The sequence below is a fragment of the Curtobacterium sp. MCPF17_046 genome (genome assembly GCF_003224295.1).
Classification (GTDB): Bacteria; Actinomycetota; Actinomycetes; order Actinomycetales; family Microbacteriaceae; genus Curtobacterium.
The window spans coordinates 1-26,741 of record NZ_QKLB01000001.1 but is presented as its reverse complement, the minus strand read 5'-3'; the positions used below and the strand labels follow the sequence as shown (position 1 = coordinate 26,741).

General features: G+C 73.5%; 25 protein-coding genes and 1 riboswitch. Of the genes, 7 read left to right on the top strand and 18 right to left on the bottom strand.

Annotated elements, in window-relative coordinates; all coding sequences use genetic code 11:
- Nucleotides 1–122 precede the first annotated feature (122 nt).
- Nucleotides 123–617, bottom strand: coding sequence for a peptide deformylase (locus DEJ32_RS00130; protein WP_110899939.1), 495 nt, complete (start codon nt 615–617; stop codon nt 123–125).
- Between the two features lies 1 nt (nt 618).
- On the bottom strand, nt 619–4,029 hold the full coding sequence (locus DEJ32_RS00125; RefSeq protein ID WP_110899938.1) for a pyruvate carboxylase: 3,411 nt from the start codon (nt 4,027–4,029) through the stop codon (nt 619–621).
- Between the two features lie 60 nt (nt 4,030–4,089).
- Here DEJ32_RS00125 and DEJ32_RS00120 point away from each other — a divergent pair, with 60 nt between their 5' ends.
- Complete coding sequence (locus DEJ32_RS00120) at nt 4,090–4,911, top strand: ParA family protein (RefSeq protein ID WP_110825506.1); 822 nt, start codon at nt 4,090–4,092, stop codon at nt 4,909–4,911.
- 385 nt (nt 4,912–5,296) lie between these two features.
- Here DEJ32_RS00120 and DEJ32_RS00110 read toward each other — a convergent pair whose 3' ends face one another.
- From DEJ32_RS00110 to DEJ32_RS00080, 7 genes are all read right to left on the bottom strand, one after another.
- Nucleotides 5,297–5,857 carry a MerR family transcriptional regulator gene (locus tag DEJ32_RS00110; RefSeq protein WP_110825505.1) on the bottom strand — a complete coding sequence of 187 codons (561 nt, stop codon included), beginning with the start codon at nt 5,855–5,857 and terminating at the stop codon, nt 5,297–5,299.
- Nucleotides 5,858–6,041: 184 nt separating this feature from the next.
- A complete protein-coding gene (locus DEJ32_RS00105) occupies nt 6,042–6,746 on the bottom strand; it encodes a MerR family transcriptional regulator (protein ID WP_110825256.1) in 705 nt (234 codons plus the stop codon).
- Nucleotides 6,746–7,222, bottom strand: coding sequence for an FHA domain-containing protein (locus tag DEJ32_RS00100; protein WP_110825255.1), 477 nt, complete (start codon nt 7,220–7,222; stop codon nt 6,746–6,748). The genes DEJ32_RS00105 and DEJ32_RS00100 overlap by 1 nt, the downstream gene beginning before the upstream one ends.
- Nucleotides 7,223–7,359: 137 nt before the next feature.
- The gene (locus DEJ32_RS00095) at nt 7,360–8,943 is read right to left on the bottom strand and encodes a chitinase (protein ID WP_220032802.1); all 1,584 of its coding nucleotides are present in this window, start codon (nt 8,941–8,943) and stop codon (nt 7,360–7,362) included.
- A 2-nt stretch (nt 8,944–8,945) separates the two neighbouring features.
- On the bottom strand, nt 8,946–11,318 hold the full coding sequence (locus DEJ32_RS00090; RefSeq protein ID WP_110899936.1) for a glycosyltransferase family 2 protein: 2,373 nt from the start codon (nt 11,316–11,318) through the stop codon (nt 8,946–8,948).
- A 294-nt stretch (nt 11,319–11,612) separates the two neighbouring features.
- Nucleotides 11,613–12,650, bottom strand: a complete 1,038-nt coding sequence (locus tag DEJ32_RS00085) for an iron chelate uptake ABC transporter family permease subunit (RefSeq protein ID WP_110899935.1) — start codon at nt 12,648–12,650, stop codon at nt 11,613–11,615.
- Entirely contained in the window at nt 12,647–13,681 is a 1,035-nt protein-coding gene (locus DEJ32_RS00080) for an iron ABC transporter permease (RefSeq protein ID WP_110825252.1), read from the bottom strand. Before DEJ32_RS00080 ends, DEJ32_RS00085 begins: the two co-directional genes overlap by 4 nt.
- A gap of 174 nt (nt 13,682–13,855) precedes the next feature.
- Here DEJ32_RS00080 and DEJ32_RS00075 point away from each other — a divergent pair, with 174 nt between their 5' ends.
- Nucleotides 13,856–15,343 (top strand): trypsin-like peptidase domain-containing protein, encoded by a 1,488-nt coding sequence (locus DEJ32_RS00075; protein ID WP_110899934.1) that lies wholly within the window; start codon nt 13,856–13,858, stop codon nt 15,341–15,343.
- A 139-nt stretch (nt 15,344–15,482) separates the two neighbouring features.
- Here the strand turns inward: DEJ32_RS00075 and DEJ32_RS00070 are convergent, their stop codons facing one another.
- Nucleotides 15,483–16,655: a hypothetical protein gene (locus tag DEJ32_RS00070; protein WP_110899933.1), complete on the bottom strand. Its 1,173-nt coding sequence runs from the start codon at nt 16,653–16,655 to the stop codon at nt 15,483–15,485.
- A 68-nt stretch (nt 16,656–16,723) separates the two neighbouring features.
- Entirely contained in the window at nt 16,724–17,029 is a 306-nt protein-coding gene (locus DEJ32_RS00065; RefSeq protein ID WP_258368250.1) for a hypothetical protein, read from the bottom strand.
- Nucleotides 17,030–17,130: 101 nt separating this feature from the next.
- Here DEJ32_RS00065 and DEJ32_RS00060 point away from each other — a divergent pair, with 101 nt between their 5' ends.
- A complete protein-coding gene (locus DEJ32_RS00060; protein ID WP_110825249.1) occupies nt 17,131–17,493 on the top strand; it encodes an RNA-binding S4 domain-containing protein in 363 nt (120 codons plus the stop codon).
- An 88-nt stretch (nt 17,494–17,581) separates the two neighbouring features.
- Here DEJ32_RS00060 and DEJ32_RS00055 read toward each other — a convergent pair whose 3' ends face one another.
- The 3 genes from DEJ32_RS00055 to DEJ32_RS00045 all read right to left on the bottom strand — a co-directional run bounded on the left by DEJ32_RS00055 (nt 17,582) and on the right by DEJ32_RS00045 (nt 20,482).
- Nucleotides 17,582–18,523, bottom strand: coding sequence for a DnaJ domain-containing protein (locus DEJ32_RS00055; RefSeq protein WP_110825248.1), 942 nt, complete (start codon nt 18,521–18,523; stop codon nt 17,582–17,584).
- Between the two features lie 95 nt (nt 18,524–18,618).
- Nucleotides 18,619–19,365 (bottom strand): phosphotransferase enzyme family protein, encoded by a 747-nt coding sequence (locus tag DEJ32_RS00050; RefSeq protein WP_181420536.1) that lies wholly within the window; start codon nt 19,363–19,365, stop codon nt 18,619–18,621.
- A 169-nt stretch (nt 19,366–19,534) separates the two neighbouring features.
- Nucleotides 19,535–20,482: an NUDIX domain-containing protein gene (locus tag DEJ32_RS00045; protein ID WP_110899931.1), complete on the bottom strand. Its 948-nt coding sequence runs from the start codon at nt 20,480–20,482 to the stop codon at nt 19,535–19,537.
- Between the two features lie 67 nt (nt 20,483–20,549).
- Nucleotides 20,550–20,646, top strand: a riboswitch (TPP riboswitch).
- Here DEJ32_RS00045 and thiM point away from each other — a divergent pair.
- From thiM to thiD, 3 genes are all read left to right on the top strand, one after another.
- Nucleotides 20,635–21,504, top strand: a complete 870-nt coding sequence (gene thiM / locus DEJ32_RS00040; protein ID WP_110899930.1) for a hydroxyethylthiazole kinase — start codon at nt 20,635–20,637, stop codon at nt 21,502–21,504. Its footprint overlaps the riboswitch before it by 12 nt.
- Complete coding sequence (thiE, locus tag DEJ32_RS00035; protein WP_110899929.1) at nt 21,501–22,214, top strand: thiamine phosphate synthase; 714 nt, start codon at nt 21,501–21,503, stop codon at nt 22,212–22,214. Before thiM ends, thiE begins: the two co-directional genes overlap by 4 nt.
- The gene (thiD, locus tag DEJ32_RS00030) at nt 22,211–23,776 is read left to right on the top strand and encodes a bifunctional hydroxymethylpyrimidine kinase/phosphomethylpyrimidine kinase (RefSeq protein ID WP_110900108.1); all 1,566 of its coding nucleotides are present in this window, start codon (nt 22,211–22,213) and stop codon (nt 23,774–23,776) included. Before thiE ends, thiD begins: the two co-directional genes overlap by 4 nt.
- Here the strand turns inward: thiD and DEJ32_RS00025 are convergent.
- The 4 genes from DEJ32_RS00025 to DEJ32_RS00010 all read right to left on the bottom strand — a co-directional run bounded on the left by DEJ32_RS00025 (nt 23,762) and on the right by DEJ32_RS00010 (nt 25,761).
- Nucleotides 23,762–24,298, bottom strand: a complete 537-nt coding sequence (locus tag DEJ32_RS00025) for a metallophosphoesterase (protein WP_110899928.1) — start codon at nt 24,296–24,298, stop codon at nt 23,762–23,764. The two genes, thiD and DEJ32_RS00025, sit on opposite strands and share 15 nt — an antisense overlap.
- A complete protein-coding gene (locus tag DEJ32_RS00020) occupies nt 24,295–24,771 on the bottom strand; it encodes a MarR family winged helix-turn-helix transcriptional regulator (RefSeq protein ID WP_110825243.1) in 477 nt (158 codons plus the stop codon). The genes DEJ32_RS00025 and DEJ32_RS00020 overlap by 4 nt, the downstream gene beginning before the upstream one ends.
- Before the next feature lie 213 nt (nt 24,772–24,984).
- On the bottom strand, nt 24,985–25,443 hold the full coding sequence (locus DEJ32_RS00015) for a VOC family protein (RefSeq protein ID WP_110899927.1): 459 nt from the start codon (nt 25,441–25,443) through the stop codon (nt 24,985–24,987).
- Between the two features lie 21 nt (nt 25,444–25,464).
- On the bottom strand, nt 25,465–25,761 hold the full coding sequence (locus DEJ32_RS00010; RefSeq protein ID WP_110825500.1) for a GNAT family N-acetyltransferase: 297 nt from the start codon (nt 25,759–25,761) through the stop codon (nt 25,465–25,467).
- A 135-nt stretch (nt 25,762–25,896) separates the two neighbouring features.
- Here DEJ32_RS00010 and DEJ32_RS00005 point away from each other — a divergent pair, with 135 nt between their 5' ends.
- Nucleotides 25,897–26,544, top strand: coding sequence for an NADPH-dependent F420 reductase (locus DEJ32_RS00005; protein ID WP_110899926.1), 648 nt, complete (start codon nt 25,897–25,899; stop codon nt 26,542–26,544).
- The last annotated feature ends 197 nt before the right edge of the window (nt 26,545–26,741 follow it).

Here is a 26,741-nt window from a genome sequence, read left to right as displayed (position 1 = left end):
CCTGACCTGGACCGCCACGGCGGCGGTACCAGGTGACCGTACACAACGCCGGCGCCTGGGTCTGTCCGCCGTTGAGCGGACAAACCCGCTCCAGTTCGGGGGGGGTGGTCAGCGTTCGGCGGTCAGTGGAACCAGTCCTGCGCGCGGATGTCCCGCAGCGCCTGCCGCCGGGTCTCCGGGTCGAGCGTCATCACGTACACCGTGCCGTCGAGGTGGTCGCACTCGTGTTGCAGGGCCTCCGCCATCAGGCCGGTGCCCTCGAGCACGACCTCGGCACCGTCGACGTCGACGCCGCGCACCTTGGCGTAGGGGAACCGTCGCGTCGGGTACGCCAGACCCGGCACCGACAGGCACCCCTCGTCCATGAGCTCGGGCTCGCCCGCGGTCTCGACGAGCTCCGGGTTGAGGACGTACCCGACCTCGCCGTCGACGTTGTAGGAGAACGCACGGAGTCCGACACCGATCTGCGGCGCCGCGACGCCGGCACGACCGGGCTCCTTGACGGTGTCGAGGAGGTCCTGGACGAGTTCGCGGACCCCCTCGGAACCGATCCGGACGGGATCGGCCGGTGAGCGGAGGACGGGGTCGCCGAACAGGCGGATGGGACGGACGGTCACGTTACTGCAGCACCACCAAGAGGTCGCCGGCGTCCACCTGCTGGGTCACCGGGATCGCGAGACGGCCGACGGTCCCCGCGACGGGGGCCGTGATGGCCGCTTCCATCTTCATCGCCTCGATGCTCGCCACGGCCTGTCCGGCCTCGACGACGTCACCGACGGCGACCTTGAGCGTCACGACCCCGGAGAACGGGGCGGCGACGTGCTTCGGGTCGGACCGGTCCGCCTGCTCGGCGGCCTTGGTCTCGACGACGACCGAGCGGTCCCGCACGGCCACCGGCCGCAGCTGCCCGTTCATGGTCGCCATGACGGTCCGGACGCCCTGGGCGTCGACCTCGCCGATCGCCTCGAGCCCGACGAGCAGGTTCACGCCCTTGCCGAGCGGCACCACGTGCTCCTCCCCCTGGCGCAGGCCGTAGAGGTAGTCGACGGTGGGCACGACGGAGAGGTCGCCGTACTCGTCCCGCACCTCCTGGAACCGGCGCGTCGGCTGCTCGAACAGCAGGCGGTTCAGGGCCTGCTGCCGTACGGTGCCCGGGGTGTCCAGTGCGGCGCGCTCGTGCTCCGGCACCGGGGTGACGGCGATCCGGACGTCGCGTCCGGCCAGGACCTTCGACCGGAACGGCTCGGGCCACCCCCCGGGCAGGTCACCGAGCTCCCCCGCCATGAAGCCGATCACGGAGTCCGGCACGTCGTACTTCTCCGGGTGCTGCTCGAAGTCCGCGGGGTCGGCGTCGACCGCGGCGAGCTGCAGCGCGAGGTCACCGACCACCTTCGAGGACGGCGTGACCTTCGTCGGACGGCCGAGGATCCGGTTCGCCTCGGCGTACCAGTCCTCGACCTGCTCGAACCGGTCGCCGAGCCCGAGGGCGATGGCCTGCTGGCGGAGGTTCGACAGCTGTCCGCCCGGGATCTCGTGCTTGTAGACCCGGCCGGTGGGGCCGGCGAGCCCGGACTCGAAGGGCGCGTACACCCGACGGACCGCCTCCCAGTACGGCTCGAGGTCGCCGACGGCGCCGAGGTCGATGCCCGTGTCCCGCTCGGTGTGCGCGAGCGCCGCCACCAGGGCCGACATGCTCGGCTGGCTCGTCGTGCCGGCCATCGGGGCCGCGGCCACGTCGACCGCGTCCGCTCCGGCCCGGGACGCCGCCATCAGGGTCGCGAGCTGCCCGCCCGCGGTGTCGTGCGTGTGCACGTGCACGGGCTGGTCGAAGCGCGCACGCAGGGCGGTGACGAGCCGCTCGGCCGCCCCGGCGCGGAGGAGGCCCGCCATGTCCTTGATCCCGATGACGTGCGCGCCGGCCTCGACCATCTGCTCGGCCAACCGGAGGTAGTAGTCGAGCGTGTACAGGTCCTCCGCCGGGTCCAGGAGGTCGCCGGTGTAGCAGAGCGCCGCCTCGGCGACCGCCGTGCCGGTGGCGAGCACGGCCTCCAGGGCGGGGCGGAGCTGGCTCACGTCGTTCAGCGCGTCGAACACGCGGAAGACGTCGACGCCGGTCGCGGCGGCCTCGGCGACGAACGCGTCGGTCACTTCCGTCGGGTACGGCGTGTACCCGACGGTGTTGCGACCACGCAGCAGCATCTGGATCGGGATGTTCGGCATCGCCGTGCGCAGCGCCGTCAGGCGCTCCCACGGGTCCTCCCCGAGGAACCGGAGCGCGACGTCGTAGGTCGCGCCGCCCCACGCCTCCATGCTGAGCAGCTGCGGGGTCAGCCTGGCGACGTGCGGGGCGACCGCGACGAGGTCCTTCGTGCGGACGCGGGTGGCGAGGAGCGACTGGTGCGCGTCGCGCATCGTCGTCTCGGTCACGGCGAGGGCGGTCTGCGCACGCAGCGCCTCGGCCCACGCGGCCGGGCCGACCCGGAGCAGCAGGTCGCGCTGCCCCGCCGGCACCGGCGCAGCGAGGTCCGTGGCCGGGAGCTTCAGCGCCGGGTCCACCACGTGGGCGGCCGGCGAACCGTTCGGCCGGTTGACCGTGACGTCCGCGAGCCAGTTGAGCACCTTCGTGCCGCGGTCCTTCGACACGTGGCCGTCGAACAGCTGCGGGCGTTCCCCGATGAAGGCGGTCGAGACGTCCCCGCGGGCGAAGTCCGGGTCCTCGAGGACGGCCTGCAGGAAGGGGATGTTCGTGCTGACGCCGCGGATGCGGAACTCGGCGAGGGCACGACGGGCGCGGGCGACCGCCGCCGGGAAGTCGCGACCGCGGCAGGTCATCTTCGCGAGCATCGAGTCGAAGTGCGGGCTGATCTGCGCGCCGGTCGCGACGGTGCCGCCGTCGAGCCGCACGCCGGCGCCACCCGGGCTGCGGTACGTCGTGATCCGGCCGGTGTCGGGTCGGAACCCCTGCGCCGGGTCCTCGGTCGTGATGCGGGTCTGCAGCGCGGCGCCGTGGACCGCGACGCCGTCCTGCGACAGGCCGAGGTCGGCGAGCGTCTCCCCCGCGGCGATCCGCATCTGCGACTGCACGAGGTCGACGTCGGTGACCTCTTCCGTCACGGTGTGCTCGACCTGGATGCGCGGGTTCATCTCGATGAAGACGTGCTGGCCGGCGCGCTCCCCCACGGTGTCGAGGAGGAACTCGACCGTCCCCGCGTTCACGTAGCCGATCGAGCGCGCGAAGGCCACGGCGTCGCGGTGCAGTGCCGCCGCGATCGACGGGTCGAGGTTCGGCGCCGGTGCGATCTCGACGACCTTCTGGTTCCGCCGCTGCACCGAGCAGTCCCGCTCGAACAGGTGGATGGTGCCAGCATCGTCGCCGGTCGCGTCGGCGAGGATCTGCACCTCGATGTGCCGTGGACGCAGGACCGCCTGCTCGAGGAACATCGTCGGGTCTCCGAAGGCGCTGTCGGCTTCGCGCATCGCCTCCTCGAGCGCCGGACGGAGCTCCGCGGGCGTCTCGACCCGCCGCATGCCGCGTCCGCCACCACCGGCGACCGCCTTCGCGAACACCGGGAACCCGATCGCCTCGGCGCCGGCGACGAGTTCGTCGACGTCGCGGCTGGCCGGCGTGCTCGCGAGGACCGGGACCCCCGCGGCGATCGCGTGCTCCTTCGCGGTGACCTTGTTGCCGGCCATCTCCAGCACGTGCTCACCCGGACCGATGAAGGTGATGCCCGCAGCGGCGGCCGCCGCGGCGAGCTCGGGGTTCTCGGACAGGAAGCCGTAGCCCGGGTAGATCGCGTCGGCACCGGACTCGCGGGCGACGCGGATGATCTCGGAGACGTCCAGGTAGGCACGGACCGGGTGACCCCGCTCCCCGATGAGGTACGCCTCGTCGGCCTTCAGCCGGTGCAGGGAGTTGCGGTCCTCGTACGGGTAGACCGCCACGGTGCGGGCACCGAGCTCGTACGCCGCGCGGAAGGCCCGGATGGCGATCTCGCCACGGTTCGCGACCAGGATCTTGTCGAACACGAGGTCCCTTTCAGCCCGGGTTGAGGTCTCACAACCCTACTGGCGGTAACGTTGCTCATCGTGCATGTACTCAGCGTGAGCTCGCTCAAGGGCGGTGTCGGCAAGACGACCGTGACACTCGGCCTGACCTCGGCAGCGTTCGCCAAGGGTCTGCGCACCCTCGTGGTGGACCTCGATCCCCAGTCGGACGTGTCGACGGGACTCGACATCGACCTGACGGGCCACCTCAACGTGGCCGACGTCCTCGAGAACCCCAAGGAGAAGATCGTCCGTCAGGCGATCGCCCCCTCCGGCTGGACGAAGGGGTCCCAGGGCAAGATCGACGTCATGGTCGGATCGCCCTCGGCCATCAACTTCGACGGCCCGCACCCGTCGATCCGCGACATCTGGAAGCTCGAGGAGGCCCTGGCGAACGTCGAGGCCGACTACGACCTCGTCCTCATCGACTGCGCGCCGTCGCTCAACGCCCTGACCCGTACCGCCTGGGCCGCGTCGGACCGCGTCTCCGTCGTCACCGAACCCGGCCTGTTCTCCGTCGCCGCCGCCGACCGTGCCCTCCGCGCGATCGAGGAGATCCGTCGCGGACTCTCGCCGCGCCTCCAGCCCCTCGGCATCATCGTCAACCGCGCCCGCGTGCAGTCGCTCGAGCACCAGTTCCGCATCAAGGAACTCCGTGACATGTTCGGGCCGCTCGTGCTCTCCCCGCAGCTGCCCGAGCGCACCTCGCTCCAGCAGGCGCAGGGTGCGGCGAAGCCCCTGCACGTGTGGCCGGGTGAGTCCGCGCAGGAGATGGCGCGGAACTTCGACCAGCTGCTCGAGCGGATCATGCGCACGGGCAAGATCGGTCCGTACGCCGACGGCGCGAGCGCCAGCGCCGAGTAGTCCGCGTCGGACATCGTGGAGGGCCGCCGGTGGGCGGCCCTTCGTCGTTCCGGGACGGGACGCCAGCTCGGTCAGGTCGCCGAGCGGTCACGACAGCCTGCTCAGGTCGCCGAGCGGCCTCGGATCGTCGGGTCGAGCGTGCCGAAGCGCTCGACCGCGACCGCTCGGCGAGCCCGCGGGACGCCGACGAGTCTGCGGGACGCGGTCTGCGCCCCCGCTGGCTGCGGTCGGTGGTGTCGAGGTTCCACGACGTGCCGCCTGCGTTCGTCGCGGTTCCGGGATCCCGGCATCCGGAGCGTCGGGATGCCACAATTGCGGAACCTGGGGCGGACTGCGCATCCCGCCGCGCGGCCCCGAGGCGGCGAAGGCGCGAGCGCCCCGCGCGTCAGGAGGCGCGCGTCGCCCGGCGGGCGGCGAGCTCGTCGCTCGGGTCCTCGGCCGGGGTGGCGTCGAGTTCGACCAGCGAGGACTCGACCTCGCGCAGGACCTTGCCGACCGCGATGCCGAAGACGCCCTGGCCGCGCGACACGAGGTCGATGACCTCGTCGTCGGAGGTGCACAGGTACACCGAGGCACCGTCCGACATCAGGGTGGTCTGCGCCAGGTCGCTCACACCGGCTTCGCGGAGCTGGTTCACGGCGGTGCGGATCTGCTGCAGGGAGATGCCGGTGTCGAGCAGGCGCTTGACGAGCTTGAGCACGAGGATGTCGCGGAAGCCGTACAGGCGCTGCGACCCGGAACCGGCAGCACCGCGGATCGTGGGCTGGACGAGTTCGGTGCGGGCCCAGTAGTCGAGCTGACGGTAGCTGATGCCGGCTGCCTTGGCGGCGACGGTGCCGCGGTACCCGTTCTGTTCGTCGTGCTCGGGCAGGCCGTCGGTGAACAGCAGCCCGAGGTCGTACCGCGTCATGTCAGACGGGGTACCGGGGACATCGTTCCCACTCATCAGCTTGCCTTCCACGACGATCGAGCTCCCACCCGAAGCTTCAACAGCGGGTTGAGAGTTGTTCCGAGGTCCACGGTAGCGAGTCGGGCGGCGTGGAGGCGGGACATCCGCTCCGGCGCGTCCGGCGTGTCGAGGATATGCCCGGGCACCGACGGCCGTCGAGGGTCGACCCGCTCCGGGGTGCTCACGAGTCGAGCCGACCGATGGCCGCTCGGATGAGTGACGAGCGGATGACCTCGAGGTGTCCGGCGATCTCCCGGGCGAGTTCGAGCGCCTTCGCGCGCGAGGTGGCGTCACCCCGCCGCGACACCGGCATGAGTGCGGACTCGATGAGCCCGACCTCCCGCTCGGCGGTCGCGCGGAAGGTGCGCAGGTGTCGCGGCTCGATCCCGGAGCGCTGGAGCTCGACGAGGGCCTTGAGGACGCCGACGGACTCTTCCCCGTAGGAGTCCGCCGCGGGGAGCAGGGACGACGAGACCGCGTCCCCCACGAGCATCGGGGACGCTCCGGCCACGCGCTGGAGTTCGTCGCGCGAGTACCGCCGTTCCCGCCCGAGCATGGACGGACGGGGCACGTCCCCACCGCCCGGCAGCGTCGGCTCGCGGCCGGCGTCGAGGTCGGCGAGGTACTCCTTGATGACCTTGAGCGGGAGGTAGTGGTCCCGCTGCAGGCCGAGCACGATCCGGAGTCGGTCGACGTCGGCCGGCGAGAACTTCCGGTACCCGCTCTGCGTCCGGACCGGGGTGACCAGCTCGCGTTCCTCGAGGAACCGCAGCTTCGAGCTGGACAGGTCCGGGAAGTCCGGCTTCAGCCGCGCCAGCACCTGTCCGATCGTGAGCAGGTCCGGTGCCGGCGACACCGCCCGCGCCGCAGCGGAGCGGGGTGCCACTACGCGTTCGCCAGGCGCGCCAGGTCGACCCGGGAGGCGTAGAACGTCAGGCGGAACTTGCCGACCTGGACTTCCGACCCGTCGACGAGGAGCGCTTCGTCGATGCGCACACCGTCGAAGTACGTCCCGTTGAGGGAACCGAGGTCCTGCACGCTGAAGGACGTCCCGCGGCGGATGAAGTCCGCGTGTTTGCGGGACACCGTCACGTCGTCGAGGAAGATGTCGGCGTCGGGGTGCCGCCCGGCCGTCGTGACGTCGGAGTCGAGGAGGAACCGTGCTCCGACGTTCGGACCGCGTCGGACGACGAGCAGCGCCGACCCCGACGGCAGCGCCGAGATCGCGTCGCGTTCTTCCGCGGAGACTCCGGCCTCGGGCGTGAGCGCCGCGGCGTTCTCCATGCTGAAGGTCAGCGTGGTGTCGACCAGCCGCTGCTCCGGGGTTCGTCGTCCCGGCTGCGGGACCACTGGATCTGGCATCGTGGACCTCCTCCTCTTGGTCGCCCAGCGTATCGGAAACCAGCCGGTCGGCGAGAGCCCCGTCCACAGGGGACACAGGAGGCTCCCCGCCGACCGGCGGGGAGCCTCCTGTCCGGTGGCTGTCGGACCGCGACCGGTCAGCGCGTCGCGCCCTCCGGGGCTGCCTTCCCGGCGCGGACGTCCTGCAGGATCTCCTTCACCTCGGCGTCCTTCAGGCGGGTCCACGGCGAGCCGTCCGGGTCGCTCGTGGACGCCTCGGGGCTCTCGCCGGTGTTCCACCACTTGGCCTGGTAGGGCGTGCCGTCGAACAGGACCCGGTCGCCCGTGTCGTACGCCGCGGTCCCGGACCACCCCGCGTAGGTGCCCTTGGGCAGCGTGAGCGGTGCGACCGGCTTCTCCCCCGCGAGCACCGGGCCGACGAGCTGCCACGGCGTCTCGTACGCGCTGAGCACGGCGTCGTCGGGCAGGTCGCCCGAGGTCCACCACTTCGCCTCGTAGACGTTGCGGTGCCAGACGATCTTCGTGCCCTCGAGGTAGGAGGCCTCGTCGTCCCAGACCGGGTACGGGCTCGTCGACGGGTCGTCGGTGGGCTGCACGGTCGAGGACGGCTCGGCCTTCGTGACGTCGCCCGAGGCCGCGACGATGCCGCCGCCGAAGCCCTTGCCGAGCACGTCGGCGAAGAGCACACCGTCCTGGTCCACGCCCGAGCAGGAGTTCGACACGGTGGAGAGGTTGACGTAGTTCGAGCCGCACGTGGTGTCGCGGTTCAGGGACCACATCGACATGCGTCCGAGGCCCTGCTGCTTCGCCCAGGCGTTGAGCTTCCGGGCGTCGGTGAGCGAGAAGACCTCGTCCTGCACGTCGTTCTGCCCGATCATCGGGGTGGCGCCGACCTTGTGCCACAGGGTCCGGTCGCCGAGCGGCGTCCCGGCCCGCGTGTAGAGGATGCCGAGTTGGCGCTTGACCTGCTGCAGCGTCTCGACCGATGCCGAGTACATGCTCTGGCTCGAGCCCTTGCTCGCGCCGTAGTCCATCGTCATCGCGTTGACGCCGGCCAGGTCGACCCCGGCACGCAGGAACTGCGCGACCGCCCGGGTGCCGTCCGTGGTGAGCCCGCCGGGTGCGGCCGGCAGCGTCAGCCACACCGCGAGGGGGTGCCCGGCGGCGCGGCGCTGCTCCTGCAGGTCGGCGACCGCTGCCGCACGGCGCTTGCCGGCGTCGGCCTTCGTCAGGTCGTCGCTCTCGATGTCGAAGTCGACGGTCGAGACGTCGTACCGCTTCACGACGCTCTGGTACGCCGAGACGAGCTTGCTCCGGTCGGTGCAGGTCGTCGCGAGCTCGTCGTTGGCGAGCCCGCCGAACGACACCGCGACCGCGCCCTTCTGCTGCTCGAGTCGGGCGATGCGCCGGTCGAGGTCGAGCTGGTCGCCCGCTTCCTGCAGCCCGTACGCCGCGCCCCACGTCGGCGTGCACGCCTCGTCGTGGTCGGCGACCACGAAGGACAGCATGACGTCGCGGCCCGCGGTCGACTTGACGTCCTCGAACGGGAACGTCGGGGTGACGGTGACGTCGGTGTAGGCGGCGAACCAGGGCTTCACCGTCTCGGCGGCCTGGGCGCTCTGCCAGCGGTCCAGCCCGGCGTAGCCTCCGGCGGCGACCGCGAGGGCCACCGCGGCGGCCACGGTCACGCGGATCGGGGACAGTCGTCGTGTGGTGCTCATGGTCAGGCCGCCGTCTTCTCGTCGTGGTGCACGGTGTCGTGCCGGGTCGCCAGGTGTTCCGGCATGGTGGTGCCGCGCTGGCCGAAGTACAGCACCGAGCGCCAGTCCTCGGTCGCGGGCACGGGCTCGGGCTCGGGGACCAGGCCGCGCCGGGCCGCCTTCGCGGAGAGACGGGCCTCCTTGCGGGCCGCACGGCGTGCGGCGCGGGCGGACGGGTCGTAGAACATCCACCCGGTCGCCCACAGGAAGACGTCGACCACGGAGTTCCAGACACCGATGTAGGCGACGATCGCGTACGTGGCGAGCAGGGCGTTGAACGCGGCGAACGTGGCGTTGCCCCAGTTCTCGGCGCCGAAGTCGCGGACGAAGGTGAACACCGAGAAGGCGACGATCGCGTACGGCGCGAGGACGTAGAGCGCGGGCGAGGCGGTGCGGTCCCGGACCTTCGGCGTGCGGGCGAACGGGATCTTCTTCGCGGTGAGCGCCTGCTGGATGCTCTTGAGCACCCCGGCGACGTTCACCGGCATGAGGATGAGGTTGAACCCGTAGATGCGGAGGATGTCGGTGCGCTTGTACCCGCAGTACTTGAGGTCGCTCGCGAAGAGCCAGAAGTACGGCAGCGCGGCGAGGAGCACCATCGGGCTGAGCAGCCGGGAGTCGTACGGGTAGGCCAGCAGGAAGATGAGCCCGAGCGAGCCCCACGCGATCGACGCCATGTAGTTCACGCGGAGCGCCATCTCGACGACGCTGACGCGCTCCCCGCGTGCCTTGCGCTCGCGGACCTGGCGGATGTACTTCGGCAGGATGAGCAGCCCGCCGTTGGCCCAGCGGCGGCGCTGCACGATGAGCGAGCCGAAGTCCGGCGGGGTGGCGCTGTAGGACAGTCGCTCTGGGTAGTTCACGAGCGTCCAGCTGTGCATGCCGAGGTCGACGCTCGACTCGGTGTCCTCGATGACCGTGCGGTCCTGCACGTAGCGCTTGACCTCGAAGCCGCCGACGGTCTCGGTCTCCTCGATGTCGCGGAGGGCCCGGGTGCGGATGACCGCGTTCGCGCCGACCCAGAAGGTGGCGCCGTACTTCGACATGCCCTGGTGCAGGATGTGCTGGATGTCGGTCGTGGCACCGGCCAGGCGCTCGATGCGGGTCGCCGCACCGCGGAACGACGAGTACGGGGTCTGGGTGACGGCGACGTTCGCGTTCTCGGGCTGCTCGAGGAAGTAGACCAGGCGCAGGCAGTAGTCGCGCAGGAGCACCGAGTCGGCGTCGAGCGTCAGGACGTAGTCGGAGGCGGGGACGACCAGGTCGGCCTCGGCGGGGTCCGCGACGGTGCGGAGGACCGTGCCCGATGCGGTCTCCTCGTACCGGTAGGCGCCGCCGAGCAGGCCGAGGTAGGAGTTCAGGTTCATCGCCTTGTTCGCCTCGTGCGAGAGGTTCGCGTAGCGCTTCCGCTCGAAGGTGGTGATCTCGGCGGTGAACGTCCAGGTGAGTCGGCGCTGCAGTTCGACCGCACGGGCCGAGGTCACGTCGGTGACTTCGCGGTCGCCGGCGTCGGTGATGGCGGCGTCGAGTGCTTCGGCGGTCAGGCGGAACTCGTCGGCCAGGCCCACGAGGACCTGGTCGTGGAAGAAGTGGTCCACGTGGTCGGCGATGCCGTGCTCGCGTGCATGCCGGCGGAGCCAGGCGTCGGCCCAGCGGTGGTGCGCGACCAGGGTGCGGAGGGCCGCCACGGAGGCCATCGGCGCCTGCTCGGCCTCGATCTCGGCGAAGAACAGGGCTTCGCGGAAGCGGTGGGACGGGGCCGCGAGCTGCGCCTGGATGGACGCCGCCACGCCGCGGGTGCGCTCGAGCTTCGCGGCGGTCTCCGGGTCGGTGGGGAACGGGTCGTCGTCGACGAGCAGGACGACGCGGAGGGACGGGTACTCCTGCAGGGCGGCGGACCAGAGGGTGGTCGCGACGACGTCCGGTTCCTCGGCGTAGCTCGGCACGAGGACGGTCAGCGGCGACCCGTGTCCCTCGGCGAAGTGCCGGTCGAGTTCCGCACGCGGGACCCGGACGTGGGTCGCGAAGCGCTCGAGGGCTCCCTGGCGGGCGACCAGGTGCATGAGGGCGGAGAAGGTGAGGAAGGTGACGACGACCAGGTACGAGACGGCCTCGGTGGTGAACCGGAAGCTCTCGGTGCCGTAGTCCAGGAACTGTCGGATCACCGTGTAGACGAGGTAGGCGAGCCAGAAGGCGATCGTCAGGATGATGGCGACACGGCCGGAGACGAGCTTCCGGTCGGAGGGGCGAGCGTGGATGGTGTCGAGCGGCCGGGTCCGCCGCTCGGCCCCCCACTGTCGACGGCGCATCGGGGCGTCGTCCAGCTGTTCGGGCATGCTGTCCTTCGTTCGTACCGGACCAGTGGCCGTCGGGTGTGGCCGCTGTCGGGAGTCCGGTGTTCGTGGACGACGGTACGGCGACGATGCGCTCGGAGCGGACCCCCGGACGGGGGGTTCTGACCCCCTTCTGCGGGATACCGCAAGCGTGCGCGCGGACCCGCATCCGGGGGTGGTCCCGGCGAGTCCGACCGTCGCCTGCGCCCCGCCTGGAGGCCCGGTGCACGTCCGTCGGGAGCGCCCCGGTGCGTGCGCGGTCGCCCCTGTCCAGTGAGCTGTGCGGGGTGCGCTGGCTCAGCGCCCGCGGGCGAGCAGCCAGAGCAGGTACGGCGCTCCGACGACCCCGGTGACGACCCCGACCGGCAGCGTGACCCCGGGCAGGGCGAACTGCGCGACCAGGTCGGAGCCGAGGGTCACGACCGCACCGACGGCTGCGGCCGGACCGAGGGCGGGGCGTCCGCCACCGACGAGCCTCCTGGCGATCGGCGCTGCCATGAGCGCGACGAACGACACCGGACCGGCGGTGGCGACCGCCGCCGCGGTGAGGAGGACGGCGGTGAGGAGCAGCAGCACCTTGCCCCGGTCGGGTCGGAGGCCGAGCGAGGCCGCGACGTCGTCGCCGAGGGAGAGGACACCGAGACGGGGCGACTGCAGGAGCGCGAGCACCATCAGGACGACGAAGCCGACGAGCAGCGCGCTGACGACGGTGCGGTCGACCGCGTTGAGGCTGCCGGAGAGCCACAGGAGTGCCGTCCCTGCCTGCTGCACGCTCCCGCTCGTCAGGAGCCACCCGGTGATGCTCAGGGCGACCGCGCCGACACCGACCCCGACGAGGACCACCCGGTTCCCGGTGATCCCTCGGCGCCAGGCGAGCACGGCGATGAGCACCGCGACCGCGACCGCGCCGACGAGCACGACGCCGAACAGGGCGACACCGGAGGCGCCGAACAGCACGATCGCGACGAGACCCGAGGCGCTCGCCCCGGACGTGATGCCGATGATGTCCGGACTCGCGATGGGGTTGCGGACGACGCTCTGCACGATCGCGCCGGCGGTGCCGAGGCTCGCCCCGACGAGCAGCGCGGCGAGGACCCGCGGCCCGCGTAGCTGTCCGAGCACGAAGTCCGAGACCGCGTCACCCCGTCCGAGCAGACCGTCGAGGACCTGCACGGGCGACAGCGGGATCTCGCCGACCCCGAGGCCGACGAGCACGAGGCCGAGCAGCACGACGAGCGCGCCGACGAGCACGAGGAGCTCCCGCCGCGCGGTCCCGCCCCGACGGCGGACGGCGTCACCGGTGGCCGGTGCGCTCTCGGTCGGCGTGGTGCTCACAGGCCCCGCACCACCCGCGACCGGACCAGCGCGATGAACACCGGCGCACCGATGAGCGCCGTGACGATGCCGACCTGCAGCTCCCCCGGGTAGGCGACGACCCTGCCGATGACGTCGGCGACGAGCAGGAGGGCCGGCGCGACGACCGCGGACAGGAGGATCGTCCAGCGGTGGTCGGGTCCGGACAGGCGCCGGACGGCGTGCGGGACGGCGAGGCCGACGAAGGCGATCGGTCCGGCTGCGGCGACCGCGGACCCGGCGAGCAGCACCGTGACGATGGCCCCGACCGCGCGCACGAGCACCACGCGTTGGCCCAGGGAGGCCGCGAGTTCGTCGCCGAGCGCGAGGGTGTTCAGCGAACGGCCGAGCCCGACCGCGACGACGAGCCCGAGGACCACCGGCGCGACGACCACACCCGCTGTGCCGAGGTCCCCGCCCGCGAGCGCGCCGACCTGCCAGAAGCGCAGCTGGTCGAGCAGGGACGCGTTCGTCACGAGCACCGCGGTGGTGATCGAGGAGAGGGCGGCGGCGGTGACGGCGCCGGACAGCGCGAGGCCGACCGGGGTGAGGCCACCGCGGGCGACCGCGGCGATGCCGTAGACGAGCAGCGCGGCGAGGGCGGCTCCGGCGAACGCGAACGGCAGGTACGTGGCGGTCCCGCTGACACCGAACACGGCGATGCCCACGACGACGGCCAGGGCGGCCCCCGCGTTGATGCCGAGGATGCTCGGGTCGGCGAGCGGGTTGCGGGTGACTCCCTGCATGACGGCGCCGGCGACCCCGAGTGCGGCGCCGGCGAGGAGCCCGACGACGGTCCGCGGCAGCCGGTTGCCGAGCACGATCAGGCCGGTCTCGTCGTCGCGGCCCGGGTGCGCGAGGGTGTCGAGGACGACGCCGAGCGGGATCGGTCGGCTCCCGACGGCGATGCTCAGGGCGCAGGCGACGGCCAGCGCGACGACCGCGAGGACGACGGCCAGCACGAGCCGGGACGCGGGCGCGGGTGCGGGAGGCACGACGGATCGGGGACGCATGGGAGGTGCGGCGAGCCTAACCGATCGCCGGCGTGCCGCGGAGACCGGCGTCCGGCGACTCCCGAGCGGGTGCTCGGCCGGGCCTCGGGTGGTTCATAGGACGGTCATGGGGAGCGGGCCTGTACTGGTCCCCATCGACGGCCGACCGGGCCGTGCGGACGACCGGAGAGCACCATGAACGAGACCCCGACCCCAGCCGCGGACGACGCCGGACAGCAGCAGGCACCGGCGTGGGAGCCGCCGCACGCGGACCCGTCGACGCTCCGCGCAGCGCACGCCTTCGACGGCTCGGGTCCGTACCTCTTTGCCCCCGACGGGTCCGGTCCGTACGCCTACTCCCCCGACGGTCGCGGTCCGTATCGCGTCGGGAGCGCAGCGCTCGGGGCCACCTCCGCGCCGCAGGGCTGGACGGGCGCCCCCGGCGCCGCTCCGGGGACCACGGGTCGTCGTCGCCGTGTCGGGCTTGCGATCGGGTCGGGCATCGCCGCACTCGCGATCGTGGGCGCCGCCGGCGGGACGGCACTCGGCCTGTCGTCGCACGGCACGACGGCCACCTCGAGCCGGTCACAGGGCACGACGACCGTCCCCGGTCCCGGATCAGCGGGCAGCGGCATCGACGGCTTCACCGTCCCCGGCCAGGACCAGGGCGGGACGGACGGCCTGTCGGACGGCGACACGGGTACCGACGGCGGCACGGGCACCGGCGGCACGGGAGCCGGCGGCAGTGGGACCTCGCAGGCGGCAGCCACACCCGCGACCGCCGCGCAGACCGCGGGCGTCGTGACGATCGACACCGTGATCGGCTACGACGACGCGCAGCAGGCCGCCGGGACCGGCATGGTCCTCACCGCGGACGGGACGGTCCTGACGAACAACCACGTGGTCCAGGGCGCGACCTCGATCACGGTGACCGACGAGACGACCGGCGAGCAGTACTCCGCCGACGTCGTGGGCACCGACGCGACGAACGACGTCGCGGTGCTGCAGCTGCGGGACGCGTCCGGCCTGTCCACCGTCGCGCTCGACGACGACGGCGTCCAGACCGGCGACACCGTGACCGACGTCGGCAACGCCGAGGGCACGGGTGACCTGGTCGCCGCCGAGGGCACCGTGACCGCGAGCGACCAGGACATCCAGGTGCAGAGCGAGTCCGGTACCGGGACCGAGTCCCTGACCGGGCTCATCGAGGTCGCAGCGCAGATCGTTTCCGGTGACTCCGGCGGTCCCGTCCTGGACAGCGAGGGCGAGGTCGTCGGCATGGCGACCGCCGCGTCCTCGGGTTCGGCGGACGTCACCGGCTACGCGATCCCGATCAGCACCGCGAAGTCGATCGCCGCGCACATCCTGGCGGGCGAGGCCTCGGACACCATCACGATCGGGCTGCCGGCGTTCCTGGGCGTGCAGGTCAGCAGCGCGGCGACCGGGACCACCTCCGGTGTGCCCGTCGCCGGGACGGTCGAGGGATCGGGGGCAGCGGCCGCCGGGCTCGCCGCCGGCGACACGATCACGAGCATCGACGGCACCGCGGTCACGAGCGCGTCCGAGCTGACGGAGGCGGTCGCTCGGCACGCGGTCGGCGACCGGGTCACGGTCGGCTACACGACGGCCGACGGCACCGCGGCCACGGCGACCGTCACCCTGACCGCCGGCCCGGCCGCCTGATCGGGCGCACACCGGCACGCTACCAACGGCCCCGCAACGACGGCCCGCACCGACGGCCCCGCACCTATGGCACGACGCTCGCGCTCCGTCCGCGCGGGGTCGTGCCGTCGTCCGCCGTCCGGTGTGAACCGGGCGGAGGTCAGCCGAGCACGGCGCGGACGAGCGACCGGTAGACGTTGGCGGACGCCTCGGCCCTGAACGCCGTCGCCCCGCCCTCGGCGCGGCCGACCCGCGCGAAGCCGACCCCCGCCGCGGACACGACCACGACGGGACGGGTCCGACCGGGCGCCAGCAGCGAGGACACGGTCCACGGCGCCGCCCAGAACGCCGCGAGCGTCGGGTCGGCTTCGGCGAGGGCGTCCGGCAGGGCCGGGGCGGACGGGCCGCCCGCCAGACGACGGTCGAGCAGGTCGCTCGACAGGACCGGCGTGCGGAACGGCCAGGTCCACGTCGGGCGCACTCCGAGCCTCCCGGCCATCAGCCCGACCACCCGGTCCGGCCGGACGGATGCGATGACCGACCGACCGTCGGCCCCCGTGTCGACGACGGTGCCGGCCCAGGCCCGGAGACGCGTGACGCGCCCGTCGTCGTCGTGCTGGTCCAGCGTGGTGGGCGGCACCCCGTCCGCCCAGGGCGCGAGCACCTCGGCGGTGTCCGGCGGCACCGTCCCGAAGCGACCGACGAGGTCGGCGGCGACCAGCTCCCGGCCGCCGTCCGAGCGGAGCAGCGCCGGGTTCCAGCGCTTGCCGGCGAGGTCCTGCAGCGTGGCGACGGCCTCGGCGCCGAGGGACGGCCCGGTCAGCGTCGAGCCGGCGAGCAGGACCGGGAGCGCCTCGAGCGTCCGGGACTCGGTGGCGGTGACGCGGTCGAGCGTCCGGACGGAGTCGAGGACGGCGAACACCGGGTCGTCGGTGGCGGTCATCCGGGCCAGCGGACGCTCCACGGTGACGTCCACGCGGTGCCGACCCGTGACGAGCAGCAGGTGCGCACCGACGACGTCGCCCTCTTCGTCGGGGCGGACGTACTCGACGAGCCGTGCGGGGGCACCGGCCGTCGTCCACACGTCGCAGCCGAGCAGGAGCAGGCCGTCGACCGACCCCGGCAGCCGTTCCAGCAGCGAGGCGTTCTCGTCCCCGATCGCCCGGTCGCCGGGACGCGACCGGACCGTGAGCACGACGTCGTCACCGCGGACGCGGAGGTCGGCACCGGGGGCGTCCTCGACACGCCAGCCGGTCGGGCGGGTGAACCGGACACGGGCGGTGCGGTCCTCGGTGGTCCCGGCTGCGGCGGCGGGTGGGTCGGGGACGGCCATGGAGCGAGGCTACGTGCGCGGTCCCGGAGTGCCGTCGGCGGCTCGCCGGGACGGGGTGGATCCTCCGGTCAGCCGGCCGGCTCGTCCGTGCCGGGACGCCGTCGGGGTGCCCGGGGCGGCGGGGGCGGCGGCACCGGCTTCGCGGCCACGACGTCGGACCGGAGCACGGTGACGGGTCCGCGACGGGTGGCGATCGTCACCGTCTCGGCGGTCCGGTCGGTCAGCTCGCCGAGCGCGTCCCGCGCGCCGGCTCCGTCGTGCGCCCGTACGACGAGCCGGTCACCGAGTGCCGCGCCGTCGAGCACGACGAGGGCCCGGGTGCGGGCGATCGCCGCCTGGGACGGGACCGTGGTCGGCGGGTCGGGGTCGGTCATGGCTCCGAGGCTACGGGCTCGCACCGGACGTGCGGGCCCGGTCGACCGGACGTCGAGGGGACGTCGAGGGGACGCAGGACCGGCGCGGCTAGGGTGGCCGGATGGACAAGGCCCGGGTGGACAGCTGGATCTGGGCGGTCCGGATCACCAAGACCCGGTCCGCGGCGACGACCGCGTGCAAGGCCGGCCACGTCCGCGTCAACGGCGAGCGGGCGAAGCCGTCCCAGCCGGTCGGTCCCGGGGACGAGGTCCGCGTGCGCCAGGCCGGCTTCGACCGGATCGTCGTCGTGAAGAGCATCATCCTCAAGCGCGTCGGTGCGACCGAGGCCGCGAAGCACCTCGAGGACCGCACACCGCCGCGCCTGCCCCGCGAGGAAGCCGGCTTCGTCCCGATCCGGGAGCGCGGGGCCGGACGGCCGAGCAAGCGGGAGCGCCGGGACCTCGAGAAGCTCCGCGGGTACTGACCCCGACGGTGCGCAACGGCCGGCGGCGCGTGACGGGCGGTGCTGCTGGTCGGGCGGCGCTGCTGGTCCGGCGGCGCTGCTGGTCGGATCAGACGAACCGGACGGTCTGCTGCAGGCGGTCGCGGACCGCGAAGACGTCGACGGACCCCTCGGGCGACCAGACGCCGGAGAGCACCTGCCCGAGCGCACTCCGACGGACGATGAACGCGGTCGGCTTACGGGGGGTCCCGACGAGTCGGACGTCCTCGTCGACCGCGGAGTCCGGCACCACCAGGACACGGCCGGTGAACCGGACCCGCGTCTGCTTCTGCACGGCACGGGCCGCGCGGACGAGCTCCTTCACCGGCTGCTCCCCCGGGCCGAGCGTCTCGCCGACGACCTCGCCGTGCTCCACCGCGACCGGGCCGCCCCAGTCGATCGACTCGAGTGCCCAGAGTCCGGTGGGCGTCAGCACCGCGTGGTCGAGCTTGCCCTCGGCACCGGCGTCGAGGTCGTGCCACACCGTGACGCCGATGCCCATCTCCGCGATGATCGCAGCCGTCGCCTCCTCGGCCAGCGCCTCGCCCAGGAGACGCCGGACGTGCCGGGGTGCCGACCGGACGAGTGCCGGGTCGTACGGGTCCTCGATCGGGTCGCCGAGGCCCACCCACTCGCGTTCGGCGGCGAGGAAGACCTCGCGGGAGCGCCCGCCGGGGTGCCCGTACGACCGAGCCCGCGGGCGGGAGTCACGTCGGGCGGACGGGGGTGCGTAGGCGTCACGCCCGGTGTCCGACCGCCACGCGGCCGATCCGGACGGCGCTGACGAGGACCCCGCGCGCAGGGTCCCGGCGTCGTAGGCTCGACGGGCCGAGGGCGTCCCGATGCGCTCCCAGGCGACCTGCACCCGGCGGAAGCGCTGGGCGTCCCCGCCGAGGTCGGGGTGGCTCTCACGCGCGGCCCGACGGTAGGCGCGTCGGAGGGTGTCGTCGTCGGCGGTCGCGGGGACGCCGAGGACCTCGTACGGGGTGGCGTCCGCCGGGCTGTCGGTCATGGCCCTGGAACGCTACCGGACGCAGGATCGAGGTCCGCCGCGAGGGCGCTGGGCACGCGCTGGGCGGTCGGCGACCTCGTCCCCGGCGCGCCCCCTCAGCGGAGCGCGGCGGTGATCCGGTCCCCGTGCTCCTCGAGCCACGCGACGTCGGCCCGGTACAGGTCGGCGTGCCCGTGCGCGAGGTCGCTCACGAACTTCGGGTTGCCCGCGGCCGCCTCGGTCTCGAGGGTCGTCACCAGGGCCACCAGGCCGGCGGTGATCGTCTCGACGAGCACGGCACGCGAGCGGTCGTCGAGACCGTAGGCGCGGCAGAACTCGGCGGCACGGGTGAGCCGGTCCTCGAGCGCCGGGACGGGACGGCCCTCGTCGGCTCCGGTCGTGAAGGGCGCGAACCGGTAGACCGCACTGGCGACGTCCCAGACGCGGGGCCCGGGGTGCGCGGTGTCGAAGTCGATCACGCCGACCGCCGCGATGCCGTCGTAAACGACGTTGTACGGGGCGAAGTCGCCGTGCACGACGGTCTCGACCGGCACCCGCGCGGCCTGGGACCACACGTCGACGGAGTCGTCCAGGGGGAAGCTCGCCGCGGCGTCGTGCAGCTGTCGGAGCAGCCGGGCACTCGTGACGAGGGCGGCCTCGCTCGCGACGTCCTCGGTCCAGGGGTACTCGCCGGCCACTCCCGGGACGAACGTCACCGTCTCGAGCGCGTCCCCGAGCGAGATCGGAGCCGGGGCCGCCACGAAGCCCTGCTCGTGCAGGTGCGTGAGCAGCCGGTGGACCGTCGGTGTCCACGGCCCGGCGGGGCGGTGCACCCGGTCGTCGCTCTTGGTGATCCGTTCCATCGGGAACCTCCTGAACGTCGTCGTCGACGTGTCCGCAACTGTAGTGCTCCCGTCCCGTCGACGCCCGGCTTCGCGCCTCACCATCCGGAGGGCGCGCTGCACGGACTCGGAGGGCGCGCTGCACGGACCTACGCGACGCCGGGGCGACCACAGCGGCGGCAGCCGGTCGTCAGTCGGGCAGGAGCTCCCGCAGCCACGACGGCCCGCGGACGTCCGCCCCGACCGCGGTCACGCGGTCACGGAGGCCGCGGTCCGCGGTCACGACGACGACCGGGCCGTCCCCGGCCGCGACGGCGGTCTGCACGGCGGCGACGATCGCGTCGTCCCCGGCGGCCGGTGCCTGCTCGACGGTCACCACGGGGAGACCGGGACGGGTGTCGGCGACGACGTCGACCGGGGTCGCACCCCGGGCCTCCCCCTCGAGCACCACGGTCCACCGCGGCCACCAGGTGGCGGACGGCAGGTCCAGCGCGGCGGCGTCGACGCCGGACGCGGCGAGCGCGCTCACCCGGGCGACGAGTCGGGAGGCCGCTCCCGCGCGGTCCTTCCACCAGCCGTCCGGGACGCTCCCGACGACGTTCGCCGCGTCGACGACGACGTGCGGTGTCCGGTCGAGCGTGGCCCGGAGCGCGGGCCACGAGGCGCCGAACCCGGGGTGGAGCGGCAGGTCCGGCACGTCGGCGACGGGGACCCAGGCCAGGGCCAGGCTCTCACGGTCGGCGACGACGGGGTCGAACGGGCGGGAGGCGCGTCCCACGACGGTCGTGTAGGTCCAGAACCCGAGGTCGAGGACGGCGGTGTGCCGGAGGTCGATGCCGTCCTCGGGGACGCCGGCCTCCTCGGCGGACTCGCGGAGGGCGGCGGTCACCGGGTCCTCGTGCTGGTGGCGCGCCCCGCCGGGGATCCCCCAGGTGCCGCCGTGGTGGCTCCACTCGACGCGGTGCTGCAGGAGGACCCGTCCGCGTCCGTCGTCGACGAGCAGGCCCGCGGCGCCGAAGCGGCCCCACGCCTTGGTGCCGTCCGGGCCGACCGCCCAGGCATCGCCGGGGTCGCGCGGTCCTGCCGGGGGGCCGGGTGGCGGTCCCGCCGGGGTCGCGGTCCGTCGTTCGTCGTCCACGGGTCCACCCTTCCACACCGGTCCCGGACGTGTCGCTGGACGACGGCGGCGATGCGTGTACGGTGTCGTCCGAGACACGGGGTGCCGCATCCGAGCGGCTGAGATCACACCCGTCGAACCTGCTCGAGCTCGTACTCGCGAAGGGATCGTCCATGGAGAACGCTGCGCCCGCCCACTGGGCCGAACGCACCGCCGACCTGCTGGAGGCCGTCCGGACCCGGGCGCCCCTGGTGCAGTGCATCACGAACACGGTGGTGCAGAACGTCACCGCCAACGTGCTGCTCGCGCTGGGGGCGTCGGCCGCGATGGTCGACGTGCCGACCGAGGCGGGGCCGTTCGCCGGCGTCGCGGACGGGTTGCTCGTCAACACCGGCACCCCGCACGCTGAGCCGTCGACCGCGTCCCGCGAGGCCGCGGCCGCAGCGGCGGAAGCCGGGACACCGTGGGTGCTCGACCCGGTCGCGGTCGGGTCGCTGCCGGTCCGGACGGCCCTGGCGCGGGACCTGCTCGCGATGCGGCCGACGGTGCTGCGCGGGAACGCGTCCGAGGTGCTCGCGGTCCTCGGCGCCTCGGCCGGCGGTCGGGGTGTGGACAGCACGGTCGGGACGGAGGACGCCCGCGACGCCGCGGTCGCCGCCGCGGACGCCGGGACCGCGCAGGCGGTGGCGGTCTCGGGTGCGGTGGACCTGCTCGTGGCGCCCGAGGGGCTGGTCCGCGTCGCGAACGGGACCGAGCTGCTCACCCGGATCACGGGTGGCGGCTGTGCCCTCGGGGCCGTCGTCGCCGCCTTCGCGGCCGTGGCGCCGGGGCGTGCGCTCGACGCGGCCGTCGCCGCGACCGCGGTCCACACCATCGCGGCGGAGCTCGCCGCACGGGACGCCGGCGGGCCCGGCACGTTCCAGCCGCTGTTCCTCGACCGGCTCGCGTCGCTGACGCCGGAGGACGTGATCCGGGAGGCCCGGATCACCGCCGACGGTCCGGGTGCCCGGGCCGCCTCGACGACGATCGGAGCGGGATCGTGACCACGGACGGCGCTGCCGCTGCAGTCACCGGGACCGCCGGACGCGTACCGGGAGCGCAGGAGCTCGGCGTCTACCTCGTCACCGACACCGCCCTGGCCGCTCGGCACGGGCACGGGGTCCTCGGCGTCGTCCGGGCGGCGGTGAGCGCCGGGGTCCGCATCGTGCAGGTCCGGGACAAGACGGCGTCCGCCCGGGACCTGGTCGCGTTGACGGTCGCGGTCGCGGACGCGGTCGGCGACCGGGCACTCGTCGTCGTGGACGACCGGCTCGACGTGGCGCTGGCCGCACGGCACGAGGGGCACGCGGTGGCGGGCGTGCACCTCGGACAGTCGGACGTCCCGGGGAGCGCCGCGCGTGCACTGCTCGGCCCGGACGCCCACGTCGGACTGACCGCGAACACGACGCGGCACCTGGTCGAGGTCGCCGCGATGCCGCACGGCACGGTCGACCTGCTCGGCGTCGGCGTCGTGCACCCGACGAGCACGAAGCCCGACCACCCGCCGGCGCTCGGCGTCGCGGGCTTCGCCCGGATCGCGGCGACGACCACCGTGCCGTGCGTGGGCATCGGCGGCGTCGGACTGGCGGACGTCGGGCCGCTGCGGGCTGCCGGGGCGGCGGGGGTCGCCGTGGTGTCGGGCATCTGCGCGGCCCCCGACCCGGGTGCCGCGGCCGCCGCGTTCGTCGCGGCGTGGAACGGGGCGGGCCGGTGACCGCGACGACGGGGCCGGCTGCGAGCGGCCGGGTGCCCAGGGTGCTCAGCATCGCGGGGACCGACCCGACCGGGGGTGCGGGGATCCAGGCCGACCTGAAGTCGATCGCCGCCCAGGACGGGTACGGCATGGCGGTGGTCACGGCCCTGGTCGCGCAGAACACCCGGGGCGTGCGCTCGGTGCACGTGCCCGACACGGACTTCCTCCGCGAGCAGCTCGACGCGGTCTGGGACGACGTCACGGTGGACTCGGTGAAGACCGGCATGCTCGGCACCGCCGAGGTCGTCCGGGTCGTCGTGGAGTCGTTGCGGGCACACCGGCCGCGGTGGCTGGTCGTCGACCCCGTGATGGTCGCCACGAGCGGTGACCGACTGCTCGACGCCGATGCCGAGGCGGCGATGACCGACCTGTTCGCCCTCGCCGACCTCGTCACCCCGAACCGCGACGAACTGCGGGTGCTCGCCGACCTCGCCGGCTCCGACGCGACGGACCCCCTCGACGCGGCCCTGGCGGTGGCACGACGCTTCGACGTCCGCGTGCTCGCGAAGGGCGGACACGACGGCGGCCCGACCTCGGACGACGCCCTCGTGACGCCGGACGGCTCGGTGCGGGTGTTCCCCGGCCCACGGGTCGCGACGACGAACACCCACGGGACGGGCTGTTCGCTCTCGAGCGCGATCGCCACGCTCGTGGCCCGACACGGCGACTGGGAGCTCGCCGTCGGTGCCGCGAAGACGTGGCTCACCGCGGCCCTCCGCGGTGCCGACGCCCTCCAGGTCGGGCACGGACACGGCCCGGTCGACCACAACGCCGCCGTGCGGGCCGCCCTGCCGGTCCCCCGCCTGACCGACCTCTGGTGGACGGACGCGGCCGCGGTGCTCGACGAGACCCTCGCGTGCGCGTTCCTGCAGGGCCTCGCCGACGGCACCCTCGACGCGGAGGTCTTCGCCGGGTACCTCGCGCAGGACGTGCACTACCTCCGCGCGTACGAGCAGCACCTCCGGGCGATCGCGGCCGGCTCGATCGGCGACGCCGCGGCGTTCTGGACGACCGCGAGCGAGGGCTGCGCCGCCGAGGCCCGCGACCTGCACCACCGCAGACTCGCCGGGTCGCACGCCGACGACCCCGTGCACCCGGTCTGCGCCGGCTACCTCGCGCACCTGGCCGCGGCGGCCGACGATGCCGCCGCCACCGGGGACGTCTCGGTGCTCGCCGCCGCCGTCCTGCCCTGCTTCCGGGTGTACGCCTGGGTCGGGGAGCGGCTCGGCACGGCGCCGGTCGGGCACCCGTTCGCGGACTGGATCGCGGCGTACGGGGACCCGGGCTTCGCGGCGTCGAGCGCGCGGGCGACCGACCTCGTCGAGGAGCTCGCCGTGCGCGCCGACCCGGAGCTGCGGGGCCGGATGGCCCGCGCGTTCCGGGAGTCGGTCGCGCAGGAGCTCGCGTTCTTCCGGATGCCGGAGCAGTTGCCCGGTCCCCGGCGGGGCGGAGCCGCAGCGGGCCTCCCGGCCGGTGGGCCCGACGCGGGCCCGACCGCGGGTGCGGAGTCAGGCCGGGTGTGAGGGCGCGGTGCGGACCCCGTCCGCACCGGGGGCGCGCCGCACCAGGGTGACCTGCAGGTCGGCGCCGTCGACCGTGCAGCGCATCCACGTGTGGTCCGGCTGCCGACGACGGTCCGTCGGTGAACCGGGGTTGAGCAGGCGCATGCCGTTCGGCGCCAGCGAGTCCCACGGGATGTGCGAGTGCCCGAACACGAGCACGTCGACGTCCGGGTGGTCGGCGACGGCCCGACGCTCCCGCCCGGTCGCCGCGCCGGTCTCGTGCACGACCGCGAACCGCAGTCCCTCGACGCGGCGTGAGGCGACGAGCGGCAACCGGTCCTCGAACCCCGGGTCGTTGTTCCCGCGCACGGCGAGGAGGTCGCGGGACCGGGCCTCCAGCAGGTCCACGGTCGCCAGGTCCACCCAGTCGCCCGCGTGCACGACGAGGTCGGCCGTGTCGATGTCCGCCCACAGCTCCGGCGGCAGGTCCTTCGCCCGTTTCGGCAGGTGCGTGTCCGACAGCAGGACGAGCGAGGTGGTCACGGCTCGGTCGTCCTGCTCGGCATCGGCAGCTCGGCCTCGTCCGCGGCTCCGAGCCGTTCGAGCAGCCCGGCGAGCAGCGCGACGTCGTCGTCGGACCAGTCGGCCAGCCGCTCGACCAGGGCATCGCGGTGCAGCTGCACCGAGCGATCGAGGGCACGCCGGCCGGCCTCGGTCGCCTCGAGCGGTTTCGCGTTGCCGGTGCCGCCGTCGACCGTCCGGACGAGTCCCGCGGCGAGGAGTCCGGACAGCTGCCGCGAGATGGTCGACCGGTTCAGCCGGAGGTACCGGGCGATGTCGATCGCCATGCACCCCGGGTGCTGCACGACGAAGTCGACCAGGGACTGGTCGACGACGCTCAACACGTCGGCGGTCCCCCGCGCCCGGACGCTCGCGCGGCGGGTGATGCGGGAGAGCTCGGTGTACGCCCGTCCGATGTCCGCTTCGCGGATCCCGGGGCCCCTCGGGTCGGCCATGCTGTTCCAGTCTGTCGTCCGGCGTGGCGCCGGTGGTCGGTCGCCCCTGGTCGGGACGTCGGGTCCGGCGGCCGCCCACGTCCGTGGTCCCCTGCGCCGCTCGGTGTGGCCCCACGATAACCGCGGGTCCCCCGGAACGGGGACCGGCGGTCCCCGGGGTCGGGACCGGTGCGACCGTCCGGCGACGTGGCCGGACGTGCCCGGTGTCGGTGATCAGTCGGAGGCCGCCGCGCGGAGGGCCCCGATGTCGAGCTTGACCATGTCCCGCATCGCCCGGAACACCCGCGCGCCCGCTGCCGGGTCACCACCGGCGGCCATGAGCTCGCCCATCATCGACGGGGTCACCTGCCACGACAGACCCCAGCGGTCGACGAGCCACCCGCACGCCACCGGGTGGCCGCCGTCGGCGAGGAGCCCGTCCCAGATCCGGTCGAGCTCCTCCTGCGTGTCGACGTCCACCTGCAGCGAGACGGCGTCGGTGAAGGGATGACCGGGACCGCCGTTCATGGCACGGTACGGCTGGCCCATCAGGGTGAACTCGACCACGAGCACGGACCCGTCCGGGGCACGGCCGACCCCGTCGACACGTGCGTCCGGGAAGAGCCCGACGTAGTGCTCAGCCGCGGACTGGGCCTGGTCGTCGAACCAGAGGAAGGGGACGATGCGGGGCACGGTGGCGCCTCTCGGTGGTGCTCAGTCCGCGACGCCGCGGCTGAGCAGGTCTGCCTTGTCGGGGTGTTCGTCGAACCACTGGCTGACGAACCAGCACATCGGGACGATGCGCTTCGTCGACGTCGTCTCGACGTCGGCCACGGCGTGCTCCACGAGTTCCCCGGCGTACCCGTGCCCGCGGTGCGCCGGGACCGTGTACGTGTGCGGGAAGGCGATCGCGTCACCGTTGACGCGGTAGTCGAGCACGCTCACGAGGGCTCCGTCGACGTACATGGCGTAGCGGTCGCGGTCGGCCTCGTTGCGGAACTCGTGTGTCATGGCGCCATCCTGCACCGCACGGCGGACGACGGTCACACGTCCTCCGGCGAACGCGTGGCCCCGCCCCCGACGGGCGGTCTGTCTGTCCCGGTCGTCGGGCCGGAATGACCACCGGCCACGGTTGTTGCACCCCACATGACGACCATCGGGATCATCGGAGCAGGCAACATCGGATCACAGCTCGCACGCCTCGCGGTGCAGCACGGCCACCAGGTCGTGATCGCGAACTCGCGCGGGCCGGAGACGCTGACGGACCTCGTCGCGGAGCTCGGCGAACACGCCACCGCCGGTACACGCGAGGACGCGGCCACCCGGGGCGACATCGTCGTCGTGACCGTGCCGCTCGGCGCCGTCGAGACGATCCCCGTCGAGCCGCTCGTCGGCAAGGTCGTCATCGACACGGACAACTACTACCCGGAGCGCGACGGGCACATCGCGGCCCTCGACGACGAGACGACCACCACGGCCGAGATGCTGCAGGACCACCTGGTCGGCGCGCACGTGGTCAAGGCCTTCAACCACATCGGCGCCGCGGACCTGACCGGACACGCCACCCCCAGCGGCACCGAGGGACGCCGCGCCCTGGTCGTCGCGGGCGACGACGAGACGGCGAAGCGCACCGTCGCCGACCTCATCGACGAGTTCGGCTTCGACGTGGTCGACGCCGGACCGCTCGCCGAGGGATGGCGCATCCAGCGCGACACCCCGGGCTACGGCCCGCGCATGACCGCGGACGAACTACGCGACGCCCTCGCCGCCGCGAAGCGGTACCGCGACATGTGACGGTCCTGCACCGACCGTTCCACCCCCTCTGACTGGGGCGTTCGGCCGCTGTTCCCGCCCGGTAGAACGGACTCTGGATCAATCCAGGGAGAGGAACAGCGGCCGTGGCGTCTCATCGCATGCCCGAGTCCGAGCGACCCCGTCGGGCGGTGCCCGCACTGTCTCTTATACACATCTCCGAGCCCACGAGACATCTC

Bases quoted from the DNA above. Each gene is read 5' to 3' on its own strand.
- DEJ32_RS00110 (WP_110825505.1), bottom strand. From the start codon at position 5,857: ATGAGTGGGAACGATGTCCCCGGTACCCCGTCTGACATGACGCGGTAC.
- DEJ32_RS00100 (WP_110825255.1), bottom strand. From the start codon at position 7,222: ATGCCAGATCCAGTGGTCCCGCAGCCGGGACGACGAACCCCGGAGCAG.
- DEJ32_RS00095 (WP_220032802.1), bottom strand. From the start codon at position 8,943: ATGAGCACCACACGACGACTGTCCCCGATCCGCGTGACCGTGGCCGCC.
- DEJ32_RS00090 (WP_110899936.1), bottom strand. From the start codon at position 11,318: ATGCCCGAACAGCTGGACGACGCCCCGATGCGCCGTCGACAGTGGGGG.
- DEJ32_RS00080 (WP_110825252.1), bottom strand. From the start codon at position 13,681: ATGCGTCCCCGATCCGTCGTGCCTCCCGCACCCGCGCCCGCGTCCCGG.
- DEJ32_RS00075 (WP_110899934.1), top strand. From the start codon at position 13,856: ATGAACGAGACCCCGACCCCAGCCGCGGACGACGCCGGACAGCAGCAG.
- DEJ32_RS00070 (WP_110899933.1), bottom strand. From the start codon at position 16,655: ATGGCCGTCCCCGACCCACCCGCCGCCGCAGCCGGGACCACCGAGGAC.
- DEJ32_RS00065 (WP_258368250.1), bottom strand. From the start codon at position 17,029: ATGACCGACCCCGACCCGCCGACCACGGTCCCGTCCCAGGCGGCGATC.
- DEJ32_RS00060 (WP_110825249.1), top strand. From the start codon at position 17,131: ATGGACAAGGCCCGGGTGGACAGCTGGATCTGGGCGGTCCGGATCACC.
- DEJ32_RS00055 (WP_110825248.1), bottom strand. From the start codon at position 18,523: ATGACCGACAGCCCGGCGGACGCCACCCCGTACGAGGTCCTCGGCGTC.
- DEJ32_RS00050 (WP_181420536.1), bottom strand. From the start codon at position 19,365: ATGGAACGGATCACCAAGAGCGACGACCGGGTGCACCGCCCCGCCGGG.
- thiM (WP_110899930.1), top strand. From the start codon at position 20,635: ATGGAGAACGCTGCGCCCGCCCACTGGGCCGAACGCACCGCCGACCTG.
- DEJ32_RS00020 (WP_110825243.1), bottom strand. From the start codon at position 24,771: ATGGCCGACCCGAGGGGCCCCGGGATCCGCGAAGCGGACATCGGACGG.
- DEJ32_RS00010 (WP_110825500.1), bottom strand. From the start codon at position 25,761: ATGACACACGAGTTCCGCAACGAGGCCGACCGCGACCGCTACGCCATG.
- DEJ32_RS00005 (WP_110899926.1), top strand. From the start codon at position 25,897: ATGACGACCATCGGGATCATCGGAGCAGGCAACATCGGATCACAGCTC.